The 14,046-nt window shown below is 71.8% G+C and carries 12 protein-coding genes; 5 read left to right on the top strand and 7 right to left on the bottom strand.

Features of this window, described 5'->3' with window-relative positions:
* Window positions 1-203: 203 nt before the first annotated feature.
* Window positions 204-3,215: an AfsR/SARP family transcriptional regulator gene (locus ACIBK1_RS01785; RefSeq protein WP_396731584.1), complete on the bottom strand. Its 3,012-nt coding sequence runs from the start codon at window positions 3,213-3,215 to the stop codon at window positions 204-206.
* Window positions 3,216-3,441: 226 nt separating this feature from the next.
* On the opposite strand from ACIBK1_RS01785, the gene ACIBK1_RS01780 reads away from it, so the two are divergent.
* Window positions 3,442-3,981, top strand: coding sequence for a hypothetical protein (locus ACIBK1_RS01780; protein WP_030508680.1), 540 nt, complete (start codon window positions 3,442-3,444; stop codon window positions 3,979-3,981).
* 76 nt (window positions 3,982-4,057) lie between these two features.
* On the opposite strand, the gene ACIBK1_RS01775 is transcribed toward ACIBK1_RS01780, so the two are convergent.
* Window positions 4,058-4,714 carry a GNAT family N-acetyltransferase gene (locus ACIBK1_RS01775; protein WP_076439787.1) on the bottom strand — a complete coding sequence of 219 codons (657 nt, stop codon included), beginning with the start codon at window positions 4,712-4,714 and terminating at the stop codon, window positions 4,058-4,060.
* 182 nt (window positions 4,715-4,896) lie between these two features.
* Entirely contained in the window at window positions 4,897-6,462 is a 1,566-nt protein-coding gene (locus ACIBK1_RS01770; protein WP_396731580.1) for an FAD-dependent oxidoreductase, read from the bottom strand.
* A 72-nt stretch (window positions 6,463-6,534) separates the two neighbouring features.
* Between ACIBK1_RS01770 and ACIBK1_RS01765 the strand changes: the two genes are divergently transcribed.
* From ACIBK1_RS01765 to ACIBK1_RS01750, 4 genes are all read left to right on the top strand, one after another.
* Complete coding sequence (locus tag ACIBK1_RS01765) at window positions 6,535-7,164, top strand: TetR/AcrR family transcriptional regulator (RefSeq protein WP_396731577.1); 630 nt, start codon at window positions 6,535-6,537, stop codon at window positions 7,162-7,164.
* 774 nt (window positions 7,165-7,938) lie between these two features.
* A complete protein-coding gene (locus ACIBK1_RS01760; protein ID WP_396731574.1) occupies window positions 7,939-8,592 on the top strand; it encodes an HNH endonuclease signature motif containing protein in 654 nt (217 codons plus the stop codon).
* Between the two features lie 93 nt (window positions 8,593-8,685).
* Window positions 8,686-9,444 (top strand): glucose 1-dehydrogenase, encoded by a 759-nt coding sequence (locus ACIBK1_RS01755; protein WP_030508685.1) that lies wholly within the window; start codon window positions 8,686-8,688, stop codon window positions 9,442-9,444.
* Window positions 9,445-9,460: 16 nt separating this feature from the next.
* The gene (locus ACIBK1_RS01750) at window positions 9,461-10,459 is read left to right on the top strand and encodes an LLM class flavin-dependent oxidoreductase (protein ID WP_030508686.1); all 999 of its coding nucleotides are present in this window, start codon (window positions 9,461-9,463) and stop codon (window positions 10,457-10,459) included.
* 64 nt (window positions 10,460-10,523) lie between these two features.
* Here the strand turns inward: ACIBK1_RS01750 and ACIBK1_RS01745 are convergent, their stop codons facing one another.
* From ACIBK1_RS01745 to ACIBK1_RS01730, 4 genes are all read right to left on the bottom strand, one after another.
* Window positions 10,524-10,910 carry an SCO5389 family protein gene (locus ACIBK1_RS01745; RefSeq protein ID WP_142652536.1) on the bottom strand — a complete coding sequence of 129 codons (387 nt, stop codon included), beginning with the start codon at window positions 10,908-10,910 and terminating at the stop codon, window positions 10,524-10,526.
* Window positions 10,911-11,006: 96 nt separating this feature from the next.
* On the bottom strand, window positions 11,007-11,945 hold the full coding sequence (locus ACIBK1_RS01740; RefSeq protein WP_396731570.1) for an ATP-binding protein: 939 nt from the start codon (window positions 11,943-11,945) through the stop codon (window positions 11,007-11,009).
* 83 nt (window positions 11,946-12,028) lie between these two features.
* Window positions 12,029-13,570: a serine/threonine-protein kinase gene (locus ACIBK1_RS01735; protein ID WP_396731567.1), complete on the bottom strand. Its 1,542-nt coding sequence runs from the start codon at window positions 13,568-13,570 to the stop codon at window positions 12,029-12,031.
* Window positions 13,571-13,633: 63 nt separating this feature from the next.
* Window positions 13,634-14,026, bottom strand: coding sequence for an RrF2 family transcriptional regulator (locus ACIBK1_RS01730; RefSeq protein WP_036406946.1), 393 nt, complete (start codon window positions 14,024-14,026; stop codon window positions 13,634-13,636).
* Window positions 14,027-14,046: the final 20 nt, after the last annotated feature.

Below are 14,046 nucleotides of genomic sequence, written 5' to 3'. Positions count from 1 at the left end.
CGGGGGGGTTCGGAGTCCGCGCACGAAGCCCGGCCGGTCGCCGACGTGAGGCGGCGAGTCGTCACGGGGCGCACCGGTAAGGATCCGGGCCCCCTGCGCGTCCCAGTGACGACCGGCGGCCGGCCGGGCGTCCAGCCTCCCGCACGCGAAGATGGGTGTTCGGTGTGATCAACCACGTCCGCATGAGCCGGCTCGACGAGGACTTACGTCTCGACCTGTTCGCGCAGGAGGGCGCGGATGTCGTCGGCCTCGGGCGAGCCGAGCCGGGTGAAGATGTCGAGGGCCTTGACCAGGGCCTGCCTGCCCCGGCCGGTCTCCCCGAGGCTCGCGAGGGCCTTGCCGAGGGCGGCCAGTGACTGCGCCTCGCCGTACGGGTGGGTGATCTCGCGGCTCACGGTCAGCGCCTGCTCGGCGTGCCTGGCCGCCTCTGCGTACCGCCCGGCGGCGATGAAGGTGGCGGCGAGCCGGTAGCAGACCCGCTGCTCCCAGACCCGCTGGTTGCTCGCGCGGAAGAAGGTCAGGCACTCGGCGTGGTGGACGACGGCCTCGTTGAGCCGCCCGACATAGGACAGCACGTTGCCGAGGTGGTAGCGGGCGCGGGCCACGCCCGCGCCGCTGCCGATCTCGGAGAAGACCGCCAGCCCGCGCTCGGCCGCGGCGATGGCGTCGTCCGGCCGCCCGAGGCCCAGGTGGTCACGGGCGGAGTAGCACGACGCGAGCGCCTCGCCCGCGGGGTTGCCCGTCTCCCGGTGGACCGCGGTCGCCCGGTCGAACCATTCGAGCGCCTCGGTGTGGCGGCGTCGCCGGCCGGCGACGACCGCCAGCGCGTTGCACGTCTCGCCCAGCACGATGTGGTCGCCGGTCTCCTCGCCCAGCGTCCGCGCGGCGAGGAAATGGGACTCTGCCTCGGCCAGCCGGTTCGCGCCGAACAGCACCCGGCCCAGCACGTAGCGGCAGCGCACCTCGCTGCGCCGCTCACCGGCCCCGCGCGTCGCCGTCAGCAGGGCCGAGGTGCGCTGCTCGAAGTCCCGCTGGTTGGTGCCCGACTCCAGCAGCGGCTCCATCGCCAGCAGCAGGTCGGCCGCCGCCAGCAGGTCTCCGCCCGGCACGTCCTGGGCCCCGGCCGTTTGGGCGACCGCTCCGAACATGTCCTCGGCCTCCGCCGACAGCCAGGCCACGGCCTCGTCGGCGGAGGAGAAGGAATGGCCGCGCACGCCCATGTCGGTGAGGTTGTCGGCGATCGCGCTGCCCTCGTACGCCAGCTGGTGGGCCGCGCCGGCCGACGCCAGGTAGAAGCCGAGCAGCCGCCGCAGGGCGAGCGCGCGGGCCGCGGGCTCCTCGGCGTCCTCCGCCTGCCGCCGGGCGAACAGCTTGAGCAGGTCGTGGAAGCGGTAGCGGCCCGGCGCGGGCGCCTCCAGCAGGCTGGCGTCGACCAGCGACTCGATGACGTCCTCGGCCGCGGCCGGGGTGAGGTCGAGCACGGCCGCCGCCGCGAAGACCGAGATGCCCGAGCCAGACGGCAGCGACAGCAGCCGGAACGCCCGCGCCTGCCGGGCGTCGAGCTGGCCGTACCCGAGGGCGAACGTGGCCGAGACCGCCAGGTTGCCGATCTTCATCTCGTCCAGGCGGCGGCGCTCGTCGGCGAGCCGGGGGACGAGCGAGGCGACCGTCCACGACGGGCGGGAGGCGAGCCTGGCCGCGACGATCCGCACGGCCAGCGGCAGGAAACCGCAGGCGGCGACCACGTCCATGGCGGCGGCCCGTTCCGCCGCCACCCTCTCCGGTCCCGCGACCGCCGCGAGCAGCGACAGCGCCTCCTCGGGCTCCATCACGTCGAGGTCGACGAGCCGAGCTGCGGGCAGGTCGGCCAGTTTGCCCCGGCTGGTGATGATCGCGGCGCAGCCGGCCGAGCCGGGCAGCAGGTGCTCGACCTGCTCGGCGTCGCGGGCGTTGTCGAGCAGCACCAGCATCCTGCGGTCGGCGAGCAGCGAACGGAACAGCGCTGAGCGGTCGGCCAGACCGTCGGGGATGACGTCCATCGGGATGCCGAGGGCGCGCAGGAACGCGACCAGCGCGGTCTCGGGCGCGGTCGGCTCGGCGCCGTATCCCCGCAGGTCGGCGTAGAGCTGGCCGTCGGGGAACAGGTCGTCGGCGAGGTGGGCCACATGGACGGCCAGGGTCGTCTTGCCCACGCCGCCGATGCCCGACATCGCCGCGATCGGCACGCCCTCTCTCGCCCCTTCGCCGCGCAGCAGCGCGAGCAGCCTCCGCACCAGGCCGGTACGGCCGGTGAAGTCGGGCACGGCCGCCGGGAGCTGGGCCGGTCGCGGCATCTCGATCGCCGGGCCGGTCTCGGCCGCCGGGGCGTCATCGTGGACATCCTGCGGCGAGAGCCGTACAGGAGGGGGTGTGGGGGCGAGGGAGGGGTCGGCGGCGAGGATCCGCCGGTGCAGGAGGGCCAGATCGGCACCGGGCTCGATGCCGAGCTCCTCGACGAGCGCATGGCGGGTCTCGGTGAAGACCGACAGCGCCTCGGCCTGCCTGCCGCAGCGGTAGTAGGCCAGCATGAGCTGGGCGCGTAACCGTTCGCGCAGCGGGTGCTCCGCGGCGAGCGCGACCAGCTCGGAGACGATCTCCGCGTGCCGGCCCAGCTCCAGGTCGAGCTCCATGAGCGTCTCGACCGCGCTCATCCGGCGCTCGGCCAGACGGTCGCGCTGGTGCTCGGCGAACGGGCCGACCGCGCCGGCCAGCGGCTCGCCCGACCACAGGCGCAGGGCCCCGCGCAGCCGCCGGGCGGCCTCGTCGGCCCGGCCCGTACCGCGGTCGGACTCGGCGGCGGCGCACTCGCGCTCGAAGACGGCGAGGTCGAAGCGGGCGGCGCCGGATTCAACGGGGCCGAGTCGCAGCGCGTATCCCCGGCCCACGGAGGTCAGCAGCCGTGGTGGGGTCCTCGGGGAACGGTCCGGCTCCAGGACGGTGCGCAGGCGGGAGACGTAGGTGCGCAGTGCGCCGAGCGCGCGCGGGGGCGCGTCCTCGCCCCACACGCCGTCGATCATCTCGTCCGGCGTGACCGGGTGCCCCTCCCTGAGCAGGAGCATCGCGAGAATGGAGCGTTGCAACGGTGTGCCGAGGTCGAGCTCGACGCCGTCACGCCAAGCAAGGACGGGTCCCAGCACGGCGAAGCGCAGGCCGTCCGCGGCGGCGTGATCAGGCATGTGACCTGTCTCCCATTGGCAAGATTTCCGACCAAATGATAGATCGTGTCACGCGGCAGCAGTAGGAGCGGCCGCGCCGGTTCAGTGTGTGTTCAGGTGCTTGAAAGCGGCCTGCAAACCACGGCGACAGCGCTGAAAGCGGGTTGCAGGCGGGCGGGCCTATCACTGAGGTGCAACCCCGACAGCACCCCGCATCGGGGGATCGTCCTCGAACAGGAGAACCGAAATGCGACGCTCCATCACCCTCGGTCTCGCCGCCGCCACCGCCGTCGCCGCCCTCGGGCTGCCGGCCCTCGCGACCGCGGCCAACGCCGCCCCCGCCTCCGCCTCCTCCGCCTCCGCGCCGCACCACGACGACTGGGACTACGACGGCTGGTGGGGCACCTACTGGTCGTCCAACCACCTCGCCAAGGCCAAGGGCTACGTCGACGTGAACTACGACGACGAGGAGTCGAACCGGGTTCACATCACCGGCAAGCTGTACGACAACGACAACCGCACCTACAACCACGGCGGCAAGTGCGCGTACATCAAGTTCCGGGTGTCGTCCTGGGACGACGACGAGGACGACTGGTCCTCCAGCTACAAGTCGTACAAGTACTGCGGCGCCGGCGGCTACAAGCCGATCAACTTCTGGCGCTACGACGTCGCCCAGGTCCAGGCGAAGGTCTGCCAGATCGGTCTGTACAGCAACCAGCCCGTCAAGTGCGGCTACTGGCGCGACATCTACAACGCCTACGACGAGGACTTCGGCTACGACGCCTGACGACCGTCCCCCGTCGGCACCCCCGCATGACGCGGCCCGTCCCTTCCGGGACGGGCCGCTCTTTTCTATGGGCTGATCACGCTGCTTCCGATGCCGTTTCCAGGAGGCCCAGCCGCACCCGCAGGCGGTCGCGTACGGCGGGCCACTCAGGACTCAGGATCGAGTAGTAGGCGGTATCTCGGACCGTGTCGTCGGCGCCTCGGCTGTCCGCTCGTCGCACACCGTCGAGGTGTGCGCCGAGGGCCTCGATGGCGACCCGGGATCGGGTGTTGCGTACGTCTGCCTTGAGGGTGATCCGGTGAACCTGCCAGGTCTCGAAGGCCAGGGAGAGCAACAGGTACTTGCTCTCCCGGTTGACACCGGTGCCCTGGGCCGACGCGGCGAGCCAGGTGTACCCGATGTCCGCGACGGACGGGACCTCGCCCACCGCGCCCTTGGTCCCCGGCGGCCAGGGCATCGGGCCCTGCCAGTACTCCAGGTTCATCAGACGGGTGGCACCGACCACGCGGTCGGTGTGCAGCCACCGGATGGCGAAGGGCATCGTGCGGCCCTCCGCCTGCTCAGCCATGGCGGCCTCCACATAGGAAGCCATCTCATCCCGGCTGGCGGGAACGCGAGTGAAGGCGTATGTCGAACGGTCTTCACTCGCCGCGGCGACGAGGTCGTCGAGCGCCGCGAGGCTGAGCGGTTCCAGGCGCACGGAGCGCCCGGACAGGGTGACAAAAGCGGGCATGAGCACATGATGGGGGCTGCTGACCACGACTGATACCAAATGACACGAGACATCTTGGCGGGGTACGGGTTAAGGGGTGTGCTCGCATGTTAAATCGCAGGTCAGAGCGTTGATTCGGGCCCCGTGCGGCAGGCGGCCAGGGTAAAGATTTGGCCAAAGATCCACGGAGTCCGCCGAACGGTTCAGCGGAGGGTGGCGGGGACATCCGCGGGGGCGCCGAACCAGGTCTCCAGCGCGTTCGCGAGCCCCTCGGCATCGGCCGCGTCCGGGTCCTCCGCCCATGCGACGACGCCGTCCGGGCGGACGAGCAACGCTCCGGGAGCGTGCGGCTCGCGTATCGCCGTCGTGACGGCGGCGACCCGGTCGCCGTGACCGTCCGCCGCCCGGCCGCCGAGCCGGGATCCGCTCTGGCGGACGAGCAGGCCGCGACCGTCGTGGAGGTGGTCGGCGAGCCGTGAGCCGTCCTCGAACTCGTAGTCGGGCGCGCTGCGTCCCACCAGGGGGTGCCCGCTGTCACCGGGCATGTCGTACCGCTGCCAGACGCCGGAGATCTTCTTCACGAAGTAGGTGGTGCCGGTGACCGTCCCGAGCAGGTCGGCGACCACCGCCCGTGCCGCCCGTGCGTGGGCATCGGGACGCATCAGGGCGATCTGGGCGCGTGTCCAGTCGAGCACCCAGGCGCCGATGGGGTGCCGCTCGCGCGTGTAGGTGTCGAGTAGCCCTTCCGGCGCCTGCCCGCGTACGACCGCCGCGAGCTTCCAGCCGAGGTTCACGGCGTCGCCCAGCCCCAGGTTCAGCCCCTGGCCGCCGAAGGGCGAGTGGACGTGGGCGGCGTCGCCGGCCAGCAGCACCCGGCCGAGCCGGTAGGTCGTCGCCTGCCGCGCGTTGTCCGTGAACCGCGTGACCGACGTGATCTCCTTGACGACGACGCCGGAGCCCGTGACGTACCTGACCGCGTCCTGCAGTTCCTCCGTCGTCACCGGCGTGGTCTTGTCAGCCCTGCCGGGCGCGCCGCCGTCGAAGCGCGCGACGAGGATGCGCCCCGGCACCGGCCCGTGGGAATAGATCCCGGTGGGAGTGGCCTGCCAGCCCACGCCGAGGTGCTCGGTGCCCTCCATCTCCGCGATGGCCTGGTAGGCGGTGATCTCCGGATCCGTCCCGGGGAACTCGAAGCCGGCCAGCTTGCGCACCGTGCTCCTGCCGCCGTCGCAGCCCACCAGCCAGCGGCCGTGCACCGGGCCGCCGGTCGTGGTGACCGTGACCTGCTCGCCGTCGTCGGCGAAGCCGGTCACCTCCACGCCGCGCCGCACCTCGACTCCCAGCTCGGCCGCGCGTACGGCGAGAATCTGCTCGAGCTGCTGCTGGGGCACCAGGCCGATCTCGGTGATCGGTCCCCGGCCGGACAGGTCGGGGTCGTCGGCGTCCAGCAGATCGGCGCTCAGCATCATCCCGGCGAAATGGCCGGCGAACCTCGGCGGAGTCCGGCGCGGCCCTCCCGCGGAGGCCTGTTTGCGCATGAAGGCCTGCACGAGCTCCATCGCCCGGGCCTGCACCTCCTTGAGCTCGGGCAGCAGGCCCCGCCGGTAGAGCGCCTCCACGCTCGGCGTGTTGAGCGCGCCGGCCTTGAGCGTCGGGTCGATCTCGGTCAGTCGTTCGAGCACCACGACCGACGCCCCGCCCAGCCGCAGCTCGCAGGCCAGCATCAGGCCGACCGGCCCTCCGCCGGCCACAACGACGTCGTACGACATGTGTCCTCCCCGTAGTTACCGTTGCTAAAAACTTACTGTCGATATAAGTTTTTAGCAACTAGAGTGAGGTGGGTGACGGAGAGCTTGGGGTTGCGGGAGCGGAAGAAGCGACAGACCCGTTCGCTCATCTCTGACGTGGCCTCGAGCCTGTTCATGCAGCGCGGGTTCGACAACGTCACGGTCGCCGAGGTCGCCGAGGCGGCCGGAGTCTCGACCAAGACCGTCTTCAACTACTTCCCTCGCAAGGAGGACCTGTTCCTCGACCGCTATCCCGAGGCTGTCGAGCTGGTCACCCGCGCCGTACGGGAGCGCGCCGAGGGGGAGAGCCCTCTCGCCGCCCTGCGCCGGCTGTTCCTTGACATGCTCAGGGAAGGTCACCCGCTCGGCGGGATCGCGCCCGGATATGAGGTGTTCTGGCAGGTGATCCTGGACTCGCCCGCGCTCAGGGCCCGGGCGAGGGAACTGGTCGAGGAGTTCGAGGGTGTGCTCGCCGGCCTGTTCGCCGAGGCGGCCGGAAGCGAGCCGGCCGACCCGGCTCCGCGGCTCGCGGCCGCCCTGGTCGTCGCCGCCTACCGCGCCGTGTACATCACCAATATCGACAGGATCCGCGCCGGTGATCCCATACAGGACGTGATCGCCGACCGCGCCGCCCAGCTCGACCGGGCCCTGCGCGCCGTCGAAAGCGCCGTCGCCGCTTTCTGAGCAGTCCCCCGGCGTCACCACCCCTTTTTGCTGTGGAACCGAGGTTGACCTGCTGCTCCAACTATTCGCCTCCGGCGGCCCACCGACACCGCCGAAGGCACCAGCAACTCTGCCCCCGCTGCCGACGACACCAGCGGCTCTGCCGTGGGCGAGGCTGCCACCACCGAGTACCCCGCCGACCCTGACCACGGCGGAAGCGTTGACGACACCAGCGAGGCCGACGACGCCGTCTTCGGCGCGATGGGCGAACCCGGTCACGCGGGCGGCACCGACGACCCGGACCACCCCGACACCGCCGAGGCCGGGGCTGAGGCAGATGCCGGTGGGGGGAGCGATGCCGAAGCCGCGGACGCCGGTGCCGGAAGCGCCGACCGTGCCAACACCGATCCCCGCGATGAGGAGTCCCGCCAGCCAGGGCCCGACGAGCGCGGGGCGAGTGAGCGCGAGACCCGTGAGCGCGGGGCCGGTGAGTGCGAGCCGAGCGACGCTGCGAGCGCCGCCTCTGCCGAGAGCGACGACACCCCGCTGGTAGAGGGCGAACACTGCGGCCGTGCCGGGACACAGACTGAAGCAACGCGCGCCATGCGGCGCGGGTCAGCATGGCCTGCAGACCGTGGCGGGCCTTCGGACGCAGCACCCTCGGGCACAGCGCCTTCGGATGCAGAGCGGCCCGATCCTCCTCCCGAGGACGCCTTCTTGCACCACACCCACGCCGGGCCTCGGTCTGCGGGGGACTGCCGGCATGGGCAGGGCGCGCCTGAGGACCACAGCGACGTGCGCTCTGGCCGATACTGCCGTGGCCTGGGCCGCCATCAGCTGGGCGGCGAGGAGCAGGGCCGGGCTCGGCAGGACGCGGCGGACGGCCAGGGCGCGTGCCGGTGCGGCGGCACGGGGCGGTGTTCGCGTGCGACGCAGGCACTGGGGACGGAGACGACGGGGACGGGAGCGTTACCGGGGACGGCGCCGGGGGCATTGATCGGGACGGCGCCGGGGGCGTTGTTCGGGACGGCGTTGGGGACGGTGCCGGGGTTGTTGCTGGCGACCGGGCAGATGCTGCCCGTCACCAGCGTGCACCGCCTGGCCCGCACCAGCAGCCTGGTGCGGCTGGTCATGGACGCCGAAGGGCAGGTGCTCGACATGGGCCGCAAGGTCCGCCTGGCCACCCCCGCCCAACGCAGGGCGATCTTCGCCCGCTACGCGACCTGCTGGATCGACGGCTGCCCGCTCCCGGCGACCATGTGCCAGATCGACCACGCCGACAACTGGAGCACCGGCGGACTCACGGACCTGAAGCTCCTCGGCCCGGCCTGCCAGTTCCACAACCGCGACCGCTACCAGCACCCCCACCGCTACACCCGCCGCAAAACCGGCACCGACCGCTGGACCTTCACCTACCACCGACTCGGAGCCACACGGCTACGGGTTTAGGCGGGCAGCGCCCATGCCTGCTGTGCTGCGACACGGCCGGGAGGATGACTCGGAGCAAGTTGCTGTGATCGAATTGAGGGGAGGAGGCGGGCGATGTCACGGTTCACGGGGAAGTTCGCGGTGGTTACCGGCGCGGCGCGGGGTATCGGTGCGGCGATCGCACGCCGGCTGGCTGCCGAGGGCGCGGCGGTGGCCTGCGTGGACCTCACCGCGGACCGGTGTGCCTCGATCGTGGACGAGATCACCGTCACCGGGGGCAGGGCGGTCGCGTTCGGCTGCGACGTCTCCGACAGCGCTCAGGTAGAGGCGCTGGTGCCGGGGGTGATGGCCGAGTTCGGGCGGATCGACGTGCTCGTGAACAACGCCGGGCTGACCCGCGACAACCTGCTGTTCCGCATGTCGGAGGAAGACTGGGACAAGGTCGTCGACGTGAACCTCAAGAGCGTCTTCCTCGTGAGCCGGGCCGTCCAGAAGCACATGGTGGAGCAGCGGTCGGGAGCGATCGTCAACCTGTCGAGCAGGTCGGCGCTGGGAAACCGGGGCCAGGCCAACTACGCGGCGGCCAAGGCGGGCATCCAGGGGCTCACCGCGACCATGGCGATCGAGTTGGGCCCGTTCGGCGTGCGGGTGAACGCCGTCGCGCCGGGGTACGTCGCGACGCCGATGACCGAGGCGACGGCCGTGCGACTGGGGGCGACGCCGGAGGAGCACCAGGCCGCGGTCGCGCAGGGGGTGCCGTTGCGGCGGGTCGGCCAGCCGACCGAGGTCGCGTCCGTGGTGGCGTTCTTCGCCTCCGACGACGCGTCGTACGTCACCGGTCAGACGCTCTACGTCAACGGTGGCCCTCGGTAAGGACGTGGCCGCGAGCATGAGGATCGGCGTCTTCCTGGTCGCGGCGGGCTTCCCGGGCATGGCGCCGGGGGACGTGCTGCGCGGCACGACGGAGGCGATCGAGGCCGCCGAACGGGCCGGGTTCGACGACGCCTGGATCGCCGAGCACCACTTCATGTCGTACGGCGTCTGCCCGTCCGCGGTGACGCTGGCGGCCGTGGCGCTGGGCCGGACCTCCCGGATCACAGTCGGGACGGCGGTCAGCGTGCTGTCCGTCCAGCATCCGGTCGCGTTGGCGGAGCAGGCGGCGATCCTCCACCACGTGTCGGACGGCAGGTTCCGGCTCGGTGTGGGGCGTGGCGGGCCGTGGCTGGAACTGGAGGTCTTCGGGACCGGTACGGCGAGGTTCGAGCGGGGTTTCCCGGAATCGCTCGATCTGCTGTGCACGGCACTGAACGGCGGCCCGGTGGCGGCGGACGGCGAGTTCTTCCGGTTCAGGGAGGTCTCGATGGTCCCGCAGGCCCGGATGACGCCGGTCGTCGCCTGCACGTCGGACGGCACGGTCCGGCTCGCCGCGGAACGGGGACTGCCCATGCTCCTCGGCATGCACGTCGGCGACGACGAGAAGACGGAGACGATCGCCGCCTACGAGTCGTACGCGACAGGCCCGGCGGCGCACATCGGGGCCGCGCTCGGCTACGTGGCGGACACCACCGAGCAGGCCGTACGGGAGATGCGGGAGTCGCTGCCGCGCTGGCTCGGGCCGGGGCTGGCCGGGTATGTGCCCGTGGACGGCCGGCCGCCGCCGCGACGGAACATCGCGGAGTACGTGGACCTGCTGTGCCGGATCCACCCGGTGGGCTCGGCGGAGCACTGCGTGGAAAAGATCACGACCACGGCGGCGCGGACCGGGCTGCGGCATCTCATCCTGATGGTCGAGGGCGCCGGAGACCGTGCGCGGACGCTGGAGAACATCGCACGCCTCGGCGCGGAGGTGCTTCCGGCCGTGCGAGCGCTGAGACCGGGGGCGGCGTGAAACGGATCGCCGCCCCCGGCCCGATAAGACGGCCCGATAAAACGGCCCGATCGAACCGGCAGGGTCAGCAGTCGACCAGTTCGGGGCTCTGGTTCAGGATCTGCGCGCGGGGAGTGACAAACTCCCGGTACGCCTCGGTGGCGTCGGGGCGGAACACCGCGACGCGGTGGCAGTTCTGGAAGGCCAGCCGTACGCCGAAGTGCCTTTCGAGGGCGCCGCGCATCGCGTCGCTGGCCAGGCAGCGCAGCAACTGACCGCGAGCGGTCTCGTCGGGCGGCGGCACCTGGTTGTCGGCGAAGTCGGCGCCGGACCGGTCCCGCCGCTCGACCAGAGCGGTGATCGTCGCCCAGGCGTACGGCAGCGAGTCGCGGACACAGGCGACGAAGGCCGCGTCGTCCACCTCACCGGTACGGGCCTGGTCGAGCAGGTCGTTGGACACGGACAGCGACATGAGCTGTTCTCCTCTCGGCGTCTGCTCAGAGAGCGGGGACGCAGTTGACGGTAGATCGAACACCGTGGTCCTCCATCTGGCGCGGAGGCGACACGTTCATGAGGCGGCGACGGCGGGGCCGTACACGAAACCGGGGTCGATCTGCGCGACCAGGTCCTCTCCCGTCGCCCGGTTGGCCCACGAGTGGGCGTTCCTGACGTGGAACTCCGCGGCCTGCCTGCCGAACTTCGGCCAGTCCTTGGGCTGCGCGTCGAGGCGGTCGAGCATGGTGGCGAGGGCCTGGTGGGCGGCGGGCTCCAGGTCGTCGAGCGCGAAGGGCCGGCCCTGCTCCATGCCGCGGATGGCGGGGGAGTGGCCGAACCAGGTCAGCAGGTCGTCGCCGACGTGCTCGCGGAGGAAGTCGACGTCCTCCGGCGAGTGGACCTTGTTGCCCAGGACGGCGATCGCGACGTCGAACCCGGCGGCGTGGTCGCGGTACTGCCGGTAGACGCTCACCCCCTGACGGGTCGGCTCGGCCACCAGGAAGGTGAGGTCGAAACGGGTGAACAACCCGGAGGCGAAGGAGTCCGCCCCCGCGGTCATGTCCACCACGACGTACTCGCCGGGGCCGTCGACCAGGTGGTTGAGGTAGAGCTCCACCGCGCCCAGCTTCGAGTGGTAGCAGGCGACGCCGAGGTCGTCCTCCTCGAACGGGCCGGTGACCATGAGCGAGACGCCCTCGACGGAACAGGAGGGGAACAACGGGTCTCCGAGCCGGACCAGCCGCGATCCGCGCCCCGGCGGGGTCGTCTTGACCATGGACGCCGCGTCGCGGATCAGTGGATTGTCGCCGCGCAGGTAGTCCTTGATCTCGGTCAGCATCCCGCCCAGTGGCGGCGGGTGCTCAGCCGGGTCCACCCCCAGGACCAGGCCGAGGTGCTGGTTGATGTCGGCGTCGATCGCGACGACCGGCCCTCTCCGCGTCGCGTACCTCACGAACAGCGACGACAGTGTGGTCTTGCCGCTGCCGCCCTTGCCGACGAACGCCACTCGCATCACGGCCCCCGATCAGGAATGAAAACCGTTGTCACTTTCACTGTGCGTAATCATGGCACAGCAGGGGAGAGCGCGGGTGGATTTCAGGCCGCGGAAGGCGTCGGGACGGCCGACGGAGGCTGGAAGAGCGCGAGCACCCTGACGAGCGTGGGCCGCAGGGCGTCCCAGCCGGCGGCGGGGGTGGTCCAGGTGAGCACGCTCGTCGTCGTGTCCGTGGAGATCACCCGGCGGTACTGGTGATACTTCACTCCCTTGGCCAGGTGGTCCCGTGCCGAGGCCTTGCGCGGGGTCCAGGTGAACTCCCAGTCGGCGGACGCGCCGTGCTCGCCGGTCACGGTCCGGAGGCGCAGTTTGCGATAGGTCCCGGCGTCCGGACGGAGAATCTCCTCCGCCTCGCCGAGCGCCGCCAGGGGATCGGTGCCGCGCTGCGCGGTCACCTCGACCGTGAACACCGCCTCGCCGTCGTGCGAGCGCCACGAGGTCGAGTACGGCCCGTCCTCGCGTGTCCAGCCCCGAGGCACACCGGCCCGCCAGCCGGCGTCGGATGTGTGCCACTTCAGCTTCAGCCGCCGCGCGGGCGGCCCGGACGCCGATGCAGATGCCGAGACCGACGGAAGGACCGACGGGGTGCCCGACGGGGAGACCAGGGCCGATGCCCCGCGAGAGGCGGCCGCCTCGGCCCGGTTGTCCTCGCCGGGACGCAGCCCCGCCCACCCCCCGACAGCCCAGCCCCCGACCGCCCATCCACCCACCGCGCAGGCGACGAGCACGGCCGCCGCGATTCCGGTGATGCGACGAGCACGGCCGGGGTGGTGGCGTACGGGCCGAGATGGGGCGGGCGGCTCGATCTCGGCGAGCAGACGGTCGGCGGTCTCCGCGTCGATCCGCCGCCTGGGCTCCCGGGCCAGCAGCCCGGCGAGCACCGCGCGCAGTTCGCCGGGCACCTCCTCCGACGGCCCCTGAACCGGCGGCCTGCCGGTGGCGGCGGTGTGGAGGGTGGCGCCCAGCGACCACAGGTCGGCGGCGACCGTGCGCGGCCCGCCGCCGGCCCGTTCCGGGGCGAGGTAGGTCTCGGCGCCACGGTCGGTGAGAGAGCCGGCGGGTCCGGGAACCGACACGCCGAAATCGGCGAGCACCACCCGTCCGTCGTGCGCGAGGAGCACGTTGGCGGGCCGGACGTCGCCGTGCCGTACGCCGGCGGCGTGGGCGTGCGTGAGCGCGGCCAGCACCGTGCGGGCGATCCGCGCGGCCTCGGCCGGGGGCAGCGGTCCGTCGCCGGAGACCACCCCGTCGAGCGAGCGCGAGGGGACCAGCTCCGTCACGACGTAGAGGGCACCGTTCTTGTCGGCGCCGTTTTCATTGGCGCCGTCCTCGTCGACGACGTCGTAGACGGCGGCGATGTGGGGGTGGCGCAGCCGCTCGGCCTGGCGGGCGTCACGGGAGATCCGCTGGACGAGCCGCAACCGCGCGGTCTCGCTCAGGTTCGAGGGCAGCAGGACCTCGCGGATCGCGACGGGCCGGTCGAGCAGCGTGTCGCGGCCCTCCCACATCAGCCCGGAGCGGCCGTGGCCGAGGGCGCGGACCAGCCGGTATCGCCCGACGATGAGCTGCCCAGCAGTACCCATCCCGCCTGCCTCTACGCCCCGGCACGTTCCATCTGAATGTGGAGTCTTCCACAACTATCGGGATCAGAGGGGTGGAAGTGAACCGGTTGCGATGTGGGCGAGCGTGACCTCGGTGAGCGTCGCATGCTCGTGGTCGCGCAGCGCCGTCCAGACGTCGCCGAGGGGCTCCGCGACCCCGTGGAAGCCCTCGTTGTCCGGGGGCGTCCCCTCCATGATGAGGACGACGTCGGCGAGCGTGATCTGCTCGGCGGGCCGGGCCAGCCAGTAGCCGCCGTCGGGCCCGCGCTGGCTGTGGATGAGGCCGGCCCGCCGCATCTGCAGCAGGATGTTGTCGAGAAACCGCCGGGGAATGCGCTGGGCGGCCGCGATCCGCTCGGCCGGGACCGGCCCCGGCGCCGCCGCGGCGAGTTCGGCGGCGGCGCGCAGGGCGTACTGGGTCCGTACGGATAGCCGCATGTCTCACACAGCGTCCATCA

The sequence above is a fragment of the Microbispora rosea genome, assembly GCF_044460045.1.
GTDB lineage: Bacteria > Actinomycetota > Actinomycetes > Streptosporangiales > Streptosporangiaceae > Microbispora > Microbispora rosea.
The sequence above is the reverse complement of the archived record's forward strand: the minus strand, read 5'-3'. Positions and strand labels throughout refer to the sequence as shown.